Origin of the sequence: Streptococcus suis, assembly GCF_029616525.1 — a bacterium.
Classification (GTDB): domain Bacteria; phylum Bacillota; class Bacilli; order Lactobacillales; family Streptococcaceae; genus Streptococcus; species Streptococcus suis_AF.
Window position 1 is genome coordinate 103,544 of sequence record NZ_JANFME010000005.1, and the last position, 15,491, is coordinate 119,034.

The window sequence follows — 15,491 nt, forward strand, 5'->3', positions numbered from 1 at the left end:
CTTTTCCTCTATAATTTTTTTGTAAAATACAAGGCCAATTCATCATCGTTATGGGCTTTGGCACCTACTGGCAAAGAGCTCCCTCGGTACCAGACACCGCTTCCGTCTGGTATGAAACCATATTTTACATAGAGCCGTTGAGCCTTGCCATAATTTGCATTCAAACCAACTCCAATACCTACTATATCCGTGAATTCTGAGGTAAGCTGACAGATAGCATCTAATAATTGCCAACCTATCCCCTGATTTTGAAAGTCTTCAAAAACATTGAAATCAGCAATTTCAGGTATTCCAGATTGGTAAAACGGCCCCTCCTTCACTTGCTTTATCAAGGTGATATAACCTTTACAAACTCCCGTTTCTTCAGCAACTAGAACGATACGTTCTCCCTTTTCTTGTTCCCTCAGATAGTTGGTTAAAATCTCTTTGCGGGAGGGCCAACCTTGCTTCTGGAAGGCCTCATCAAGTTGAAGTATATGCTCAAATTGTAACGGAACAATCATCTCACTCCTCCCTCAAGGCCTCAAACTTCGCCTTCATCGTAGGGTTATTGCGGGTCAGTTTTTTGACGGAGACATCTTCCAGCTTGTTGTTAGCCAGTCGCAGCTGGTTTTCGCTGGTAGTTAGGGCTGCTTTGACAGCCTCCATTCGCTTGATTGCCTTGTCGATTTCATCAATAGCCTTTTGGAAATTGGTGCTGGCTGACTGGTAGTTCTTGGCAAAGGCTGTTTTGAAGGTCGCCAAATCTTCTTCAAAATGGGTAATATCGATATGCTGTTCTCTGACCAAGGCCAACTCCTGCTTGTACTTCAAACTGTTGAGCGCAGCATTTCGCAAAAGCCCTATCAACTGAATAAAGAACTGGGGACGGACCACGTACATCTTCTCGTACTTGTGGCTGACATCCACGATACCCGTGTTGTAGTAGTCGTTGTCCGCCTCCAACATGGTCACCAAAACAGCATACTCGCAGTCCTTCTCTCGACGGTCCTTATCCAGTTCCTTGAAAAAGTCCTCGTTCTTGTGCTTCTTGACCGTATCGTCCGCCTCGTTCTTCATCTCAAACATAATGGAGATGATTTCCACCCCATTCTCGTCCAGTTCCCGATAGATATAGTCGCCCTTGGACCCACGCGCCGACACCTGATTATCCTTCTCAAAGTAGGCATTGGGAAAGGCCAACTGCCGCACCTTATTGAACTCCGCCTCAGCATAGAGCTCCAAACTCTCACCGATCGCCTTGGTCGATTGCTGGGCCTTGAAATTCTTGTAAAATTCCACCTGCTCATCCGCCGCCTTGAGCCGCACCTCGTACTCCTGACGGGTGGTCGCCAGAGCCAATTCCTGCTTCTGCTCCTGCATAGCCAAAGCATTCTGAGCCGCGTCACGCTCCTTCTCCACCTGAGCCACCGCCTGCTGCAACTCCAAGTCCTTGGCTAGCTCGACTTGCCCCAATTGAGCCTTGAGTTCTTGGATTTCTTGGTCTTTTTTGGAAATAGCAGAGCTGATTTCAAATTCTGTCTGACTAGCCAACTTGTCCAAGCGTGCAGTCAGATCAAGAATTTCCTTGTCCTTGTCACCCAGTTTGGCCTGTAAATCATTTTCAGCCTTCTGGGACAATAATTCCCGTTCCCGCTCCAAGCGGTCGTGGATTTCCTTATCAAACTCCGCACCACGCACCTGGGCCAAAAGTTGACTGTATTCTGTTTCATTGACCGTAAAAACGGTAGCGCAATGAGGGCAAGTAATATTGTGCATAATTTTTCCTTTCAATTACATTCATATATCACGTGTGCAAACAATAATGTCGCTTACTCGTTGTTTCACTTCCTGCGTATCAACCTTATCAAATTATAACAACCATATACAAGTCCAAGGACAAAAATAAAATAGAAGAAGCGAAAAATATTTCGTGGTTCTAGCCAAAACAGTCGATATAGGACACAAATAGCCACGACTAGAAACCACCGCCAGCCCCAGGTCATTTTTCTTTTTATGAACCACTCTAACCAATCCTCACCTGAATTGTACCGTGTTTCATAATATTCTTCTCGTATTTGAGCCCACCATCTCTTCATTTGATGCACCTCATTTTCTACAACTTCAATTCCTTTTCTAAGAAAGCCAACCATTTTTCCTTTAATGGTTGACGTGCAGGCAGGTCCTGACCTGCTAAGAGGTTTTTGATACATTCATTCTGCACCAGCCAACCTGTCATATCTTTTTCGGCATCCGCAAATTCATTGCCAAAATCAACTGGGATTTCTTCCTCAAAGACAATCAACGTTCCTTGTTCCTGCTGGCTCAAGCCGAAAGAAACTTTGGCAGTGTCCCAAGTGTAAGCAATTTTTTCCTGTGGTTGATAGGCCAGCAAGTCCATGGTTTCACGGAAGTCTTCCATTTCAAATATCAACTTGTCACCTTCGACCCTCAACTGAGGAAACCAGCGGGCAAAACCGCTATCCGTCGCCAACAAATCCCATGCCTCCGCCAAATTAGCTGGAACAGAATAGCAAATGTTGAGCAGATATTTCTCTGCCTCTTTCTTCACACTAATCTTCATATCATGCTCCTATTCTATCCTTCTATTATACCAAAAAACACCGGTCTATAACCGATGTTCTCCATTGTCTATAATTTTTTAATCATCAGCAAGCAGGGATTCCATTCATCCCAGAGGGTCGGAAATACCTCTAACTTGACAAAACCGCAGGATTTATAAAAAGCAATGGTCTGGTCGTATTCCTTATAATGCCCTTCATCCACTGTCTTGACTTGCAAGTAGGCATAGTCCTTCCGAGCCTCTTCCTCCAAGGCTTGCATGAGCAAACGCCCAATTCCCTGGCGATGATAGGCTTTCTTGATGCCCATACAATGAACATCTCCGCAAGCCTCCGAAGAATTAGTCAGGGTCACAAAACCAACAGCTTCATCAGCATCATAGGCAGCCCACAACGGCAAGGCAGAACCGTCTTTGATATACTCTTTGGTACTCTCAGGCAAACCAAACCATTCTGGCAAGTCCGCCAACACCTCCTCGATAATCCTTGCTTTATCAGCGGCAGTCGATACAGTTACAATCTTCATTTTTACTCCTTTTGGGAGATTAGTTTCTGATAACCTCCCCTTGATTCATTTTTTCTACAGCAATTCTATTTTTTAATACTTTCATCTCAATCGCCCCCTTTCTATTTTATAGCATTTCTTTTAGTATTTCAATCCGTCCTCTCCCGATTTGTGCTATACTAGATGTATTGGAAACAAGGAGGAATATATGATTAAACTTATCGCCCTTGATATGGACGGAACGCTCTTGAATGAGCAAAAAGAGTTGAAACAGCCACAGATTGATGCTATTCATCAAGCTGTTGAGGCTGGGGTCAAAATTGTTCTCTGTACAGGACGGCCCTTGGTTGGCGTTAAGCCCTTTGTAGAGCAACTCGGCTTTGACACCGAGGAAGAATTTATTATTGTCAATAATGGTTGTTCAACGCATTCGACAAAGGATTGGGCCCTGATTGACTGGGAAGAGCTATCCGCTGAGGATGTCCGCTATCTTGCTGGATTTACTGAAAATGATGATGTGCAAATTTCCCTCTTCGATGAGGAAGACTATTTCGTTCTTGCGGAAAAAGCCAATGACCGAGTGAACTTGGATGCTAGTTTAGTCGGTATGACACCGCAGCCAATTGACTTGGACGAGGCAACGTCTGGTAAACACCGCTTCTTTGAAGCTATGTTTGTCGGTGAAAAAGAGCATATCGATATCTTTGAAAACCAACATAACTCTGTACTCAGTCAACACTATTCCACCGTTCGTTCACAAGACTATCTTTTAGAAATCCTGCCAAATGGTGCCAGCAAGGCCTCTGGTTTAAAAAAATTGGCAGACCGCCTGGGTATTTTACCTGAGGAAATCATGGCAATGGGAGATGCCAACAACGACCTTGAAATGATTGAATTTGCTGGTTTGGGAATTGCCATGGGCAACGCCAACGAGCAGGTCAAGGCTATCGCCCAAGACATCACAGACACCAATGAGAACAACGGCGTTGCCAAGGCCATTGAAAAACATATTTTGAACAAATAAGGAGATATTATGAAATACCCAACACTCTTAGACCGCTTTTTAGTCTATGTAAAAGAAAACACCCGTTCAGACGAGCACTCAACCACCACACCTTCTACTCAAAACCAAGTTGAGTTCGCACAGAATATCCTTCTGCCTGAAATGAAACGCATCGGCTTACAGAATGTCCACTACCTGCCAAATGGTTTTGCAGTGGGAACACTCCCTGCCAACGACCCGAGTTTGACCCGTAAGATTGGCTTCATCGCCCATATGGATACGGCTGATTTCAACGCAGAAGGTGTCAATCCGCAAATCATCGAAAACTACGACGGCAATCCAATTGCTTTGGGAACTTCTGGCTATGAATTGCATCCAAAAGACTTCCCACAACTGGCCAACTATCACGGGCAAACCCTGATTACCACAGATGGTACGACCTTGCTAGGTTCTGATGACAAGTCCGGAATTGCAGAAATCATGACGGCTATCGAGTACCTAGTCCAAAATCCCGACATCAAACATTGCGAAATCCGTGTCGGTTTTGGTCCTGACGAAGAAATCGGTGTCGGTGCAGACAAGTTTGATGTGGAAGACTTTGATGTGGACTTTGCCTACACCATGGACGGTGGACCTCTTGGCGAACTCCAGTACGAAACCTTCTCAGCAGCAGGTGCCAAAATTGACTTCCTTGGACGCAATGTTCACCCTGGTTCTGCCAAAGACCAGATGATTAACGCCTTCCAGATGGCTATTGATTTCCACAATGCTCTTCCTGAAGCAGACCGTCCTGAAAAAACTGAAGGTTACGAAGGTTTCTTCCACTTGATGAACATGGAAGGTAGTGTTGATACTGCTACTACCACCTACATCATCCGTGACTTTGAGGAAGAGGATTTCCTTGCCCGCAAGCAACTTATGCTGGACATTGCTGAAAAGATGAATGCCAATTTTGATACGCCACGTGTCATCGTCAACCTGCATGACCAGTACTACAACATGAAGAAAATCATCGAAAAAGACATGACCCCAATCAACATCGCAAAAGAGGTCATGGAAAATCTGGCTATCAAGCCACTAATTGAGCCTGTCCGCGGAGGAACAGACGGCTCTAAGATTTCCTTCATGGGCATTCCAACGCCAAACATCTTCGCTGGTGGTGAAAACATGCACGGCCGCTTCGAGTTCGTCAGCCTGCAAACCATGGAAAAAGCTGTTGATGTGATTTTAGGTATTGTAGCTTACAAATAAGAAAGAAAAGTAGGTTTTCTGAAAAAATCTACTTTTTTTGAAAATTGTCCAACATAACTATTGTATTATTTAAATAATACTGTTATAATAGAACCATCAAAAAGAAATGGAGTTTTATTATGACAGAAGAAACATTTGCACAAGGTATTTTAGTTGGGCTTTGGGGAGCCGGTATGATTTTTTCACTCATTTGGTATGTCCTCGTAACTATTTCCAACTTCATCCTCTTTAAAAAAGCTGGCTATGCTGGTTGGAAATCTCTCATTCCTTTCTACAACCTATACGTCCAACAATGTATCGCCTTTGGCTATGAAAAAAGATGGTTCATTCTATTCTTACTGATTCCACTAGCAGGACCATTATATGGCATCTATCTCGTTTACAATTTTGGTCGTAGCTTCGGTTTATCAGCTGTACAAGCTATCTTCTATGTTCTTCTTACACCTATCTTTAACCTCTACATCGCCTTTAATGATGGAAGTCGTTACCAAGGTCCACAAGAATTCTTTATTGATTAATGTACAATCAAGCCCCCGCACACGCGGAGGCTTTTTTAAACGAATAGAAAAATAAGAAGAACCATCATGACTAGGCTGACCAAAATAGATAAGGAGTTAACATTGGCAGGTTCAGCTGAGCGACTCCCTAACTTTAATGCATAAATTGGGGACATGACTGAAATCGGAGAGACTAGACAGATCAGCAACATGATTTTCATCGTTTTATCAATAGGTAGAAGAAAATAAATGACTCCTGCTATTAGAATATTCGCACCCAGCCTCAAAGAGAGAAGATAGACCAATCGACTAATTTCTTGCCAATTCAATTTTAAATCAAGCAAGATTCCCAACATGAGCATGGCTAAAAAAGGATTGGCGTTACTGGCTATCGTCAGCGCAGAGATAAGTTCGCGTGGAAGTTTGATAGAGCAGACTGCTAACGATAGGCTAACTAGATAGACTACTAGTGGAACTGAGCGTGAAAGATTCTTTATAAAAGTTGCAACGGTCATTCTTTCCTGCTCTTCATCCACACCAGCTGCGATACTGTAATTCCCACCTAGAACCATGATTGCATTCCCCGCATCAAATACGATGACGCTTATGAGACTAGATAGCGGAAAAAAAGCTTGCACAAATGGGAGTGTAAAGGTTCCGATATTATAGCCTGATAACTGCATAAGACCGACGGAAGTCTGTTGACCAGACTTCTTTGCTTCCCAGTATCCCACCATATCCAAAAAAAGATTACAAAGAATCCCTAATATGAAGGGAACGTATAAATCTATAGATACTTGGGCTGTCGCTGAAGCTACAAGGAGAGAAGCTGGTAGCGTAACATTCATCACTAAGCTAGAAAAGATTCTTGCATCTTCCCTTCTAACAATCCCTTTGACTTTTAATGTATAACCTAAACCGATAACAAAGATAAAACCGAGAGCACGGGCTAATAATTCAAGTTCATTCATGAAACTAGTATAGCATATAGAAAAGAATTTTGATGATATATAAAAATTTTATATAATTGCTTGATTTTGCTAAACAATAGGTATATAATTTATATATAAAATAATTACATAAAGATAAAGAGGTGAGTTTATGTACTACCCCGTATCCTCTATCTTGATAGAATTTCTGGTATTAGCCATCGTGGAAAAGCAGGATTCCTACGGCTATGAAATCAGTCAAACCATCAAGATAGTTGCTGATATAAAGGAATCCACACTCTACCCTATTTTGAAAAAATTGGAAAAGGCTGGCTATGTCACCACCTACACCCGAGAATTTCAAGGGAGAAAGCGCAAATACTATACCATCACCCCTGCTGGACGTGAACACCTCCCCTTCCTGCAAGGTGAATGGAATAGCTACAAAGACCATATTGACGGAATTATAGAAGGGAGCTTACGAAAATGACACGCGCAGATTATTTGAACCAACTGGAACAAGCATTATTTCAACTTCATCCAAGTGCCAGACAGGAGGCTTTAGACTACTTCAATGAATACTTTGACGAAAAGGATAACGACGAGGAAGCTATTATAGAGCTAGGAACACCTGATGAAGCAGCAAAAGAAATCATTGCCAATCTACCTGAAGATGCCCTAATCACCGAGAAAGACCAAGCAAGTCCACATTCATCTAAACCATTTGATTTCAACTTTGATTTTGATTTTCAATTTGACTGGGAGAATTTTTTCAACAATTTCAAACATTCAGCCTATCAAGCTAGGGAAAGAATTAAATTGACGGCGAAAATCGAAGAATTACCTGAGTTTTCAAATCTACAGATTTCGCTCGAAGATCAGGCCCTTAGTGTTCAAAGTTACGACGGAGAAGCTGTCTTATTGCACAATCCTATTTCAGAAGATGGTAGCTACCAGGCTTTTGACTATCAACTAGTCCAAGATAGTTTGTACATATCTAGCAAGCCTACCCCTAATCACCTCTACTTCTCAAACAATCAAACCAGCTCTGCTATTCTCAAAATCCCTAAAAAACTCCTGCCCCTTACTAGTCTCAATCTGAAAACAACAGATAGCAGTCTAACAATAGTGGACGTGCAAGTATGCGATCAGATGGTCGTTAATGCAAAAGATAGCAGTATCAGCATGACGAAAGTGAGCTGCCCAAGCTCTGCTCTACGGTTAGAAGACTCTACACTAACTATCTCAGATGGACAGCTGAGCGAGTTAAAATTGGAAGCCAGCGATGCTGTTATCACTCTCTCAAGCATGAGCCTTTCAGATGCAAGGATAACATTAGAAGACTGTGTCTGGAAGTTGAAGGATTTTGTCCTTGAAAAGAGCCTTAACTGCCAGGCTGAAGATTCTGTCTTAACCTATAAACCAAGTACAGACATCAGTTTGGACATCTGGGAGGAAGATTCTAGCCTTAAACTTCCAAAGGATAAGGCGTTTACAATGATGAAAGAGGGTGACATTACTCATCTCAGCTACAAGCAAGAAAATAGCCCTGCTCAGCTAGTTATTCATTGTCAAGACTGCCAGCTTAGTGTTGGATAAAGGAGGTTTCCATGAATCGCAAGGAATATTTACAGAATCTCGAGAAATATCTCAAAAACCTATCAAAAGAAGATTTTCAAGATACCTTGGACTATTTCAATGAATATTTTGACGAAAAGGAAAACGATGAGCAAGCTATTCAAGAGCTAGGCAGTCCAAAAGAAGCAGCCCATGAAATCCTAGCCAATCTCTATGATAAAGAGAAGACTGAGGATAAGCCAAATACCCGCAATATGGTCTGGCTGACCATCCTCTCTATCCTTGCCGCCCCAATCGGCGTCCCCCTAGCAATCACCTTGGTCGCCCTCTTCATCACCCTTCTCCTAATCATCTTTAGCCTCTTTCTGCTCCTTATCTCACTCTGGATTGTCCTCCTCAGTCTGGCAATCGCCCAGCTACTCCTCGCCTTTGACCTCTTCACACTATCATGGTCTACCTCCCTCCTCTTCACAGGCCTGGCCCTCATCTGCTTGGCCTTCACTCTATTGGGTAGTAAATTCACTCTAGACCTTGGAAACAAAACCTTCTTGCTTGTTTTACATTGGGTACAAAAAAAGATTCGCAAAGGAGGCTATTATGAAACAGCTTAAACCATTTACGAAAATCAGTCTGGGCCTGTTAACCATGGGGACCATTCTCAGCCTCATCGGCTACTTTGCTGGTGGTTGGACAAATATGAAAACTGTTGCAGAAAACTATTTTCAGCCCCAAACGGCAAGCTTTACGGATATTCGTTCTATAGAGGTCAATGAAAAACTGTCCATTATGCCCTCGCCTGACAACCAATTCCACCTCCACTACTATCGAAATCAGCATAAAGACATCGACCTCCTCAGCCACCAAGTCCAAGATGGAAAATTAACCATTTCTAGTGCCTATCAAGGCATCGTTACTTATGATGGTTTACTCGAACCTATCTTAAATCTTGTCAATGACCAGAATGTTGCCTACTACCAACCTGTCTTACAGGTCCCTAAAAATAGCACAATCGAAACACTCTCAGGCAACCTTCAAGGAGACCTTTATCTGGATAAAGTAACTATTCAAAATCTTGAACTCACTGTAGAAGATGGGGATATGTTGATTGAAAACAGTCAACTCAGCTTTGCTCATTTGTCACACCTCAATGGAGAAGTAGCAATCAATCATTCCACATTAATAAGTCCGAAAGACATTTCCGATACTGTTGGCAGTAGCTTAACGATTGAGGATGGGGATTTTAAAGCTGAAAACCTAAAACTAGAAGGAAGACATAGTATCAGTAATTACGGTGGTTCAATCGACATTTCTCTTCATTCCAAAACAAAAACTGACATCCATATAGATGCCAGTCAAAATAATCTGGGAATTGACCTTCCAACCTATTCCAATCCCCAAGCCACTAATTACCTCTATATCTCTACACTAGATGGAGAACTGAATATTCAGTAATTGCAAAAAGCCCTCCTCACGGAAGGCTTTTTAACTTATTTAAACAACAAAATAGAAATCAAGGCCAAGATAGCTGGTCCACCTTGGGTTAAGATGATTTTTGGACTTGCTGTAATAGCACCATAAGCTGCTGCAGCAATAACATATAGAACAAAAATGCTTGTAATTTCTAAATTACCAGTAAAAATACCGTAGAACAAGAAAACCGCCAACAAGCCATTATAAATTCCTTGATTCTTGAACAAGGCAGTCACAGACTTACGTTGTAATTCTTCCTTCTCCATATTGAATACACGACTAGTAGAGTCTGAATGGGTCGCAAAGGTTTCCAAATACATGATATATAGGTGCTCAATAGCTACGATACTAGCTAGAATAGTGGTAAAAATAGACATAATGTCTCCTCTCAAAAAATTATATAGGTAGATTTTGCAAGCCAATCAATAGTTTATCAAGAGTGGCTAGGAATTGCTCGCTCTCCTCAACAGTTAGAATCTGATTCATCGAAGTTTTGATAGCTTGGTGGTGGGCAGAAGGATTCGTGATTAGCGCTTCTCTAGCCTGCTCAGTTGGCCAGACAAGTACTTCTCTCTGATTGTCAGGATTTCGCTTGCGAATAATATAGCCGCTCACTTCCAACAATTTGAGATGACGCGTAACCGCTGCGCGGTCTATCTGAAGCCGCTCCTGCAAAGCCAACTGATGCAGGGGTGCATCTTTTAGTAATGTTTGCAATATTGAATAGCGTGTCAAACTGATTCCCAACTGCTTTTCAAAAAGATTGGAAATCGTCTCATCTGCCACTTTCAATCTGTATAACAAATCTTCCATTTCTTGCATTATCTACCTCTTTTGATTGATTAATCAATCATTGATAAGTCAATTATACTACAATCCGAACAATTTTCAACTATTTTGCCTATCTATTAAAAAAATATGTTGCCTACACCTATATTTTGTTATAATTAAGAAAATAACTAGCAGAGGGATGGGACTTACTTATGGAAAACACTCCTAGACTAAACTTGGTCATAGACGTGCTCATGCTCGCTGGTGCGATTTTGGCACAAAGCGGTGCAGAAATTCACCGAGTTGAAGATACCATGATTCGGATTGCACATTCACAAGGAATTGAACAGGCCAATGTCCTTGCCATCCCTGCTGCTATCTTTTTCTCCATCGACCATACGAATATTTCGCGTATGAAACGCATTGTCAATTCAAATTACGATATGCAGAAAGTTTGTGACGTCAACCAAATCTCCCGTTCCCTAGCCAATGAAGAAATCAGCCTAGAAGAAGCTTGGAGCCAATTAAATGCAATCAAACTACAAAAGCCACCTTATAACAATATCCAAATAACCTTGGCTGCCGTAGTAGCCGCACCTTTTTTTACCATCATGTTCGGAGGTTCTCTTTTAGATGCAGCAGGTGCTGTCCTCGCAACAGCTTTAGCTTTCCCTATCTCACTAATTGTCGAGCGCTATATTGGAATTGATTTTGTCACCACCTTCGTTGGCGCCTTTGTCTTCTCACTCACCTCTTATTTATTAAGCGCAACCACTACTCTCCCCATTAATCCTAACCTGATTAATGCGGGGGCAGTCATGCCTTTTGTACCAGGGATTGCTTTTACAAATGCTGTAAGAGACCTCATGACCAATCATATCAATACAGGGATGACCAAATTTTTCCAAACTGCGCTTATTATCTTATCGCTCGGTGCAGGTACAACTGTGGCCTTTATGCTTGTGAGGTAATCTATGACACCAGTTCACTTCTTATTACAGGCACTCGCCTCTTATATCGCTATTGCAGCCTTCTTAATTGTTCTCAATGTTCAAAGAAAAATGCTGGTCCCTGGTGGACTCCTAGGCATGCTTGTTTGGCTTATTTATCTTTTACTATTGGAACCAACAAATGTCTTGATTGCTACCTTTTTCGCGGCAATTATCGGATCCTGTGTCAGTCAAATCATGAGTATTTGGTTAAAAACACCCTCCGTCATCTTTTCATTGGCTATACTTGCACCACTTGTTCCAGGCTATCGAGCCTACATGACCACGACTTATTTCGTTTCTGGGGACCACGCTCAAGCCCTAACCAATATCACTACCGTCTTAACTTTAGCCTTAGTCATTCCCATCGGTATGGCCAGCGGAACAATATTATTACGCCTTTATAAGGTTCTTCGAACCGGCAAAAAAGCAGCCTAACCCCTTGAAAATAAGGGGCCTTTTTGTTAAAATGAAAACTTATCAAAGGAGATGCTATGAACCAAAACGTAACCAATCTAAAACTTGCTGAACGTGGTGCCTTGCTATCTATCGGTGCCTATATTGTCTTATCAGGTATCAAACTCGTTGCAGGACAGCTCTTTCATTCAGATGCCTTACGAGCAGATGCCTTCAATAATATTTCTGATATTATCGGTAATATCGCTGTACTTGTTGGACTAAAAATGGCACAGAAACCAGCTGATACCGATCATAAATTTGGACACTGGAAAATGGAAGACTTGGCAAGCTTGATTACATCCTTCATCATGTTTGTCGTTGGTTTCCAAGTACTCTATGATACCCTCCAAAAACTAATCAGCAATTCTTCTATCGAAGTAGACATTATGGGGGCCATTGTCGGAATTTTTTCTGCACTAGTTATGTTAGCTGTTTATTTATATAATAACCGCTTGGCAAAAAAAGTACGTTCCAAGGCCTTAGAAGCAGCTGCCAAGGATAATCTATCCGATGCAGTCACTTCCATAGGAACTTCTATCGCGATCTTTGCTGCGGCATTCAACTTCCCTATTGTCGATAAAATTGCAGCCATCATCATTACCTTCTTTATCCTAAAAACAGCCTACGATATTTTTATGGAAAGCTTCTTTACCCTATCCGATGGATTTGATGAAAACTTATTGAAAAAGTACGAGGAAGATATTCTCAAACTCCCAAAAATCGTTTCTGTCAAATCACAACGTGGTCGGACTTATGGAGCCAATATCTACCTTGATGTTGTTTTAGAAATGAATCCAGACTTATCCGTTTATGAAAGTCATGAAGTGACTGAGCAGGTTGAGCAACTCCTAACACTCAAACATGGAGTTTTTGATGTGGATATTCACGTAGAACCATCTGAAATTCCACACGATGAGATGTATGAGCATGTGTACGACAAACTCTTCCGTTTTGAAACAGAGATACAAGCACATGCTAATGGGTATGAAGAATTGATTGACGACCAGTATCTCTTAATTGATGCCAAAGGCCGCTATCGAAATAAAACTCAGATGCTTGCCGACCACCCCATCCAAACTACGTATTTATCCAATTACCAAATGACCTCCATTAGCCAAAAATCAAAATTAGTTACGTTTGAAATTGCTGATTATGTTCATACGTCACTTTGGCGCCGTCATGAAAATTGGACTGTTATTTTCCACCAGATTTCAAAGAAACAAGCCTAGTCGAATGACTGGCTTTTCCTTTACCTTAAATTTTGGTTTTAAAAAAAGAGCACATGGCTCTTTTTCTTATATTATTAGTTTTTTACTGCATCGGTTGCAACATCCTCACCAAACCATTTTTGGGAGATTTCTTGGAATTTACCTTCTTTATATAATTCAGCAAACGCCTTATTAATGTTTTCTACGAGTGTCGTATCTGATTTACGAGCACCGACTGCGAAGGCTTCATTTTCAAAACCTGCATCAATGATGTTGTAATCTGAGATAATTCCCTCTTGTTGCAAGTAATAATTTGCATACACACGGTCAATCAAAAGGCCATCAATACGATCGTTTTTCAAGTCAATCAAGGCTTCATTGAAGGTCGCATACTGACTTGCATCGTTATTTTGAACAATATCTTTCAAAATAGCTGGTTGTGATTCAAATACTGAATAGCCAGATGAACCTGCTTGTGCACCTAAAATCTTATCCTTCATATCAGATACTTGGCTAATATTGGAAGATTTTTTAGTTACAAGAACTTGTTGGTTATCCATATAGGGATTTGTGAAAAGAACTTTTTCCTTACGCTCATCTGTAATAGAATAACCATTCCAAATCAAATCAATATTCCCGTTATTCAATTCAGTTTCTTTCAAGTCCCAGTCAATTGGTTGCCATTTTACAGTAATTCCATATTTTTCAAAGACTGCATTAGCCAAGTCAATATCGAAACCTGTGTAAGAACCATCTGTCTGTTCAAATCCCATTGGGACAAAGGTCTTATCAAAGCCAATCGTAACCGATTTTTCAGACTCGTAGGCTGTCCAATTATCAGACTTAGTAGCCGAATCATTGGAGCCACAAGCAGCAAGAGTTAAAGAAGTTACAAGAGCAAGAGCTCCAAGCATCATTTTTTTAATATTCATCATCATATTTGTTCCTTTTCTTAGTGTTTCGGTTCAATTTTGATGATTTCATCTGCGATATTCTCAGCAAACTGCATATCATGGGTGACCACAATTTGCGTGATTCCAGTAGCCCTATTTTCAAGAATCAGTTTCTCAACTTCTTTTCTTAATTCAGGGTCTAGGGCCGAAGTTGGTTCATCATAGCCGATAATCTCAGGATCAATCATCATCGCACGCGCCAAGGCCACACGTTGTTTCTGTCCGCCCGATAATGAAAATGGGTAGGCAGTTGCATGGTTAGCAAGTCCAAGAGTATCCAAGAGTTTAAGGGCCTTGTCTTCCGCCTCTGAACGCGACATATTTTGCGTTTTCATAGGAGAGAGAACCAAGTTTTCCAATACAGATAGGTGCGGGAAAAGCTGGAAGTCCTGGAAGACAAAGCCCAGCAAATGTCGTTTTCCCAACTCCTCTAATGGCAGTTCTTGACCATTATACATCAAAGTTCCTGAATCAATAGTCTCTAAACCAGCCAACATCCGTAAAAGAGTTGTCTTACCACCGCCAGATTGACCAACGATGGCAACAATTTTCCCTTCTGGAATGACCAAATCATAGTTGGAGAAAATCTGTTTATCTTCAAAGCGTTTTGACAAATTGCGTAACTCTAACATGACTTCCTCCTATCTATAATAATCAAATTTCTTTTCTACTTGTTTAGAAATCAGTGTTACCGCACCGATCATCAATAGGTATATTGCACCTGCGATAAACATAGGTGCCAAGCTGGCATCACGATTGGCCGCAGTACGACTAGCCAACAACAAATCGCTAACCCCAAGTGCATAGACCAAAGAAGTATCCTTTACCAAAGTCATGACTTCATTGAAAACACTTGGCAGAACAATTTTCACAACCTGTGGTAAGACAATGTAGCGAATGGTCTGAACAGGGGTAAATTTCAATACCTTAGCAGCTTCGTACTGACCTTTTGGAATAGCTTCAATACCACCACGGAAAATTTCAGAGAAATAGGCCGCATAGTTGAGCGTAAAGGCCAGAATCACAGCAGGCATTCGATCAAATGTAATACCCACACTTGGTAAGACGTAATAAACAAAAATTAATTGTAAAAGCAAGGGGGTTCCTCGCATAATTAATACATAGAAATGCAGTAACCATTGTAAGGGTTTAAATTTAATCTGCATTAAAAAAGCGAAAACAGCTCCTAACGGCAAGGATAATATCAATAGGTTCTGTTGCAAAGTTTTAAATAAAGAATAAAATCCCTTACGGTATCTATGATTTAAGCTGGGATTCCCAATAATACCTTGATTTCAGTACAGACCGAAAACCCGA

Annotated in this window: 19 protein-coding genes and 1 pseudogene; 10 read left to right on the forward strand and 10 right to left on the reverse strand. The window is 41.3% G+C overall.

Annotated features, from left to right (window positions below; all coding sequences use genetic code 11):
• Positions 1-8: 8 nt before the first annotated feature.
• The 4 genes from NOL38_RS03705 to NOL38_RS03720 form a co-directional block, all read right to left on the reverse strand.
• Positions 9-503, reverse strand: coding sequence for a GNAT family N-acetyltransferase (locus NOL38_RS03705; RefSeq protein ID WP_277941399.1), 495 nt, complete (start codon positions 501-503; stop codon positions 9-11).
• A gap of 1 nt (position 504) precedes the next feature.
• Positions 505-1,758, reverse strand: coding sequence for a DUF2130 domain-containing protein (locus NOL38_RS03710; RefSeq protein WP_277941400.1), 1,254 nt, complete (start codon positions 1,756-1,758; stop codon positions 505-507).
• Between the two features lie 337 nt (positions 1,759-2,095).
• On the reverse strand, positions 2,096-2,563 hold the full coding sequence (locus NOL38_RS03715; protein WP_277941401.1) for an SRPBCC family protein: 468 nt from the start codon (positions 2,561-2,563) through the stop codon (positions 2,096-2,098).
• 68 nt (positions 2,564-2,631) lie between these two features.
• Positions 2,632-3,087, reverse strand: a complete 456-nt coding sequence (locus NOL38_RS03720; protein ID WP_277941402.1) for a GNAT family N-acetyltransferase — start codon at positions 3,085-3,087, stop codon at positions 2,632-2,634.
• A 187-nt stretch (positions 3,088-3,274) separates the two neighbouring features.
• Between NOL38_RS03720 and NOL38_RS03725 the strand changes: the two genes are divergently transcribed.
• The 3 genes from NOL38_RS03725 to NOL38_RS03735 all read left to right on the forward strand — a co-directional run bounded on the left by NOL38_RS03725 (position 3,275) and on the right by NOL38_RS03735 (position 5,838).
• On the forward strand, positions 3,275-4,090 hold the full coding sequence (locus NOL38_RS03725) for a Cof-type HAD-IIB family hydrolase (RefSeq protein ID WP_277941403.1): 816 nt from the start codon (positions 3,275-3,277) through the stop codon (positions 4,088-4,090).
• A 9-nt stretch (positions 4,091-4,099) separates the two neighbouring features.
• Positions 4,100-5,320: a peptidase T gene (pepT, locus tag NOL38_RS03730; protein WP_248043492.1), complete on the forward strand. Its 1,221-nt coding sequence runs from the start codon at positions 4,100-4,102 to the stop codon at positions 5,318-5,320.
• A gap of 119 nt (positions 5,321-5,439) precedes the next feature.
• Positions 5,440-5,838 (forward strand): DUF5684 domain-containing protein, encoded by a 399-nt coding sequence (locus NOL38_RS03735; RefSeq protein ID WP_277941404.1) that lies wholly within the window; start codon positions 5,440-5,442, stop codon positions 5,836-5,838.
• Positions 5,839-5,873: 35 nt separating this feature from the next.
• Here the strand turns inward: NOL38_RS03735 and NOL38_RS03740 are convergent, their stop codons facing one another.
• Positions 5,874-6,788 carry an AEC family transporter gene (locus tag NOL38_RS03740; protein ID WP_277941405.1) on the reverse strand — a complete coding sequence of 305 codons (915 nt, stop codon included), beginning with the start codon at positions 6,786-6,788 and terminating at the stop codon, positions 5,874-5,876.
• Between the two features lie 130 nt (positions 6,789-6,918).
• Here NOL38_RS03740 and NOL38_RS03745 point away from each other — a divergent pair, with 130 nt between their 5' ends.
• From NOL38_RS03745 to NOL38_RS03760, 4 genes are read left to right on the forward strand one after another with little or no spacing between them, the layout of a single operon-like run.
• Entirely contained in the window at positions 6,919-7,236 is a 318-nt protein-coding gene (locus NOL38_RS03745; protein ID WP_024413738.1) for a PadR family transcriptional regulator, read from the forward strand.
• The gene (locus tag NOL38_RS03750; RefSeq protein WP_277941406.1) at positions 7,233-8,345 is read left to right on the forward strand and encodes a DUF4097 family beta strand repeat-containing protein; all 1,113 of its coding nucleotides are present in this window, start codon (positions 7,233-7,235) and stop codon (positions 8,343-8,345) included. Before NOL38_RS03745 ends, NOL38_RS03750 begins: the two co-directional genes overlap by 4 nt.
• An 11-nt stretch (positions 8,346-8,356) precedes the next feature.
• On the forward strand, positions 8,357-8,935 hold the full coding sequence (locus tag NOL38_RS03755) for a DUF1700 domain-containing protein (RefSeq protein WP_044692592.1): 579 nt from the start codon (positions 8,357-8,359) through the stop codon (positions 8,933-8,935).
• On the forward strand, positions 8,922-9,776 hold the full coding sequence (locus tag NOL38_RS03760) for a DUF4097 family beta strand repeat-containing protein (protein WP_277941407.1): 855 nt from the start codon (positions 8,922-8,924) through the stop codon (positions 9,774-9,776). Before NOL38_RS03755 ends, NOL38_RS03760 begins: the two co-directional genes overlap by 14 nt.
• Positions 9,777-9,811: 35 nt before the next feature.
• Here NOL38_RS03760 and NOL38_RS03765 read toward each other — a convergent pair whose 3' ends face one another.
• Positions 9,812-10,171, reverse strand: a complete 360-nt coding sequence (locus NOL38_RS03765; RefSeq protein WP_014637833.1) for a DUF1304 domain-containing protein — start codon at positions 10,169-10,171, stop codon at positions 9,812-9,814.
• Positions 10,172-10,190: 19 nt separating this feature from the next.
• Positions 10,191-10,616 (reverse strand): MarR family winged helix-turn-helix transcriptional regulator, encoded by a 426-nt coding sequence (locus NOL38_RS03770; protein ID WP_014636005.1) that lies wholly within the window; start codon positions 10,614-10,616, stop codon positions 10,191-10,193.
• Positions 10,617-10,777: 161 nt separating this feature from the next.
• Between NOL38_RS03770 and NOL38_RS03775 the strand changes: the two genes are divergently transcribed.
• Genes NOL38_RS03775 through NOL38_RS03785 form a run of 3 tightly spaced genes read left to right on the forward strand, consistent with a single transcriptional unit; the run spans position 10,778 to position 13,242 of the window.
• Positions 10,778-11,536, forward strand: a complete 759-nt coding sequence (locus NOL38_RS03775) for a threonine/serine exporter family protein (protein WP_044675040.1) — start codon at positions 10,778-10,780, stop codon at positions 11,534-11,536.
• 3 nt (positions 11,537-11,539) lie between these two features.
• Positions 11,540-11,992 carry a threonine/serine exporter family protein gene (locus NOL38_RS03780; RefSeq protein ID WP_002937711.1) on the forward strand — a complete coding sequence of 151 codons (453 nt, stop codon included), beginning with the start codon at positions 11,540-11,542 and terminating at the stop codon, positions 11,990-11,992.
• A gap of 56 nt (positions 11,993-12,048) precedes the next feature.
• Positions 12,049-13,242: a cation diffusion facilitator family transporter gene (locus NOL38_RS03785; RefSeq protein WP_044692588.1), complete on the forward strand. Its 1,194-nt coding sequence runs from the start codon at positions 12,049-12,051 to the stop codon at positions 13,240-13,242.
• A gap of 74 nt (positions 13,243-13,316) precedes the next feature.
• Here the strand turns inward: NOL38_RS03785 and NOL38_RS03790 are convergent, their stop codons facing one another.
• The 3 genes and pseudogenes from NOL38_RS03790 to NOL38_RS03800 form a co-directional block, all read right to left on the reverse strand.
• Positions 13,317-14,147, reverse strand: a complete 831-nt coding sequence (locus NOL38_RS03790; protein ID WP_024375821.1) for an amino acid ABC transporter substrate-binding protein — start codon at positions 14,145-14,147, stop codon at positions 13,317-13,319.
• A gap of 26 nt (positions 14,148-14,173) precedes the next feature.
• Positions 14,174-14,806: an amino acid ABC transporter ATP-binding protein gene (locus tag NOL38_RS03795; protein ID WP_009909533.1), complete on the reverse strand. Its 633-nt coding sequence runs from the start codon at positions 14,804-14,806 to the stop codon at positions 14,174-14,176.
• A 9-nt stretch (positions 14,807-14,815) separates the two neighbouring features.
• Positions 14,816-15,385: pseudogene (locus NOL38_RS03800) on the reverse strand (amino acid ABC transporter permease); the annotation flags it as partial.
• Between the last annotated feature and the right edge of the window lie 106 nt (positions 15,386-15,491).

What these genes read in the sequence shown, in the direction of transcription:
- NOL38_RS03745 (WP_024413738.1), top strand. Translation starts at nt 6,919, where the DNA reads ATGTACTACCCCGTATCCTCTATCTTGATAGAATTTCTGGTATTAGCC.
- NOL38_RS03710 (WP_277941400.1), bottom strand. Translation starts at nt 1,758, where the DNA reads ATGCACAATATTACTTGCCCTCATTGCGCTACCGTTTTTACGGTCAAT.
- NOL38_RS03795 (WP_009909533.1), bottom strand. Translation starts at nt 14,806, where the DNA reads ATGTTAGAGTTACGCAATTTGTCAAAACGCTTTGAAGATAAACAGATT.
- NOL38_RS03715 (WP_277941401.1), bottom strand. Translation starts at nt 2,563, where the DNA reads ATGAAGATTAGTGTGAAGAAAGAGGCAGAGAAATATCTGCTCAACATT.
- NOL38_RS03760 (WP_277941407.1), top strand. Translation starts at nt 8,922, where the DNA reads ATGAAACAGCTTAAACCATTTACGAAAATCAGTCTGGGCCTGTTAACC.
- NOL38_RS03775 (WP_044675040.1), top strand. Translation starts at nt 10,778, where the DNA reads ATGGAAAACACTCCTAGACTAAACTTGGTCATAGACGTGCTCATGCTC.
- NOL38_RS03740 (WP_277941405.1), bottom strand. Translation starts at nt 6,788, where the DNA reads ATGAATGAACTTGAATTATTAGCCCGTGCTCTCGGTTTTATCTTTGTT.
- NOL38_RS03705 (WP_277941399.1), bottom strand. Translation starts at nt 503, where the DNA reads ATGATTGTTCCGTTACAATTTGAGCATATACTTCAACTTGATGAGGCC.
- NOL38_RS03765 (WP_014637833.1), bottom strand. Translation starts at nt 10,171, where the DNA reads ATGTCTATTTTTACCACTATTCTAGCTAGTATCGTAGCTATTGAGCAC.
- NOL38_RS03755 (WP_044692592.1), top strand. Translation starts at nt 8,357, where the DNA reads ATGAATCGCAAGGAATATTTACAGAATCTCGAGAAATATCTCAAAAAC.
- NOL38_RS03720 (WP_277941402.1), bottom strand. Translation starts at nt 3,087, where the DNA reads ATGAAGATTGTAACTGTATCGACTGCCGCTGATAAAGCAAGGATTATC.
- NOL38_RS03785 (WP_044692588.1), top strand. Translation starts at nt 12,049, where the DNA reads ATGAACCAAAACGTAACCAATCTAAAACTTGCTGAACGTGGTGCCTTG.
- pepT (WP_248043492.1), top strand. Translation starts at nt 4,100, where the DNA reads ATGAAATACCCAACACTCTTAGACCGCTTTTTAGTCTATGTAAAAGAA.
- NOL38_RS03725 (WP_277941403.1), top strand. Translation starts at nt 3,275, where the DNA reads ATGATTAAACTTATCGCCCTTGATATGGACGGAACGCTCTTGAATGAG.
- NOL38_RS03735 (WP_277941404.1), top strand. Translation starts at nt 5,440, where the DNA reads ATGACAGAAGAAACATTTGCACAAGGTATTTTAGTTGGGCTTTGGGGA.
- NOL38_RS03750 (WP_277941406.1), top strand. Translation starts at nt 7,233, where the DNA reads ATGACACGCGCAGATTATTTGAACCAACTGGAACAAGCATTATTTCAA.
- NOL38_RS03780 (WP_002937711.1), top strand. Translation starts at nt 11,540, where the DNA reads ATGACACCAGTTCACTTCTTATTACAGGCACTCGCCTCTTATATCGCT.
- NOL38_RS03770 (WP_014636005.1), bottom strand. Translation starts at nt 10,616, where the DNA reads ATGCAAGAAATGGAAGATTTGTTATACAGATTGAAAGTGGCAGATGAG.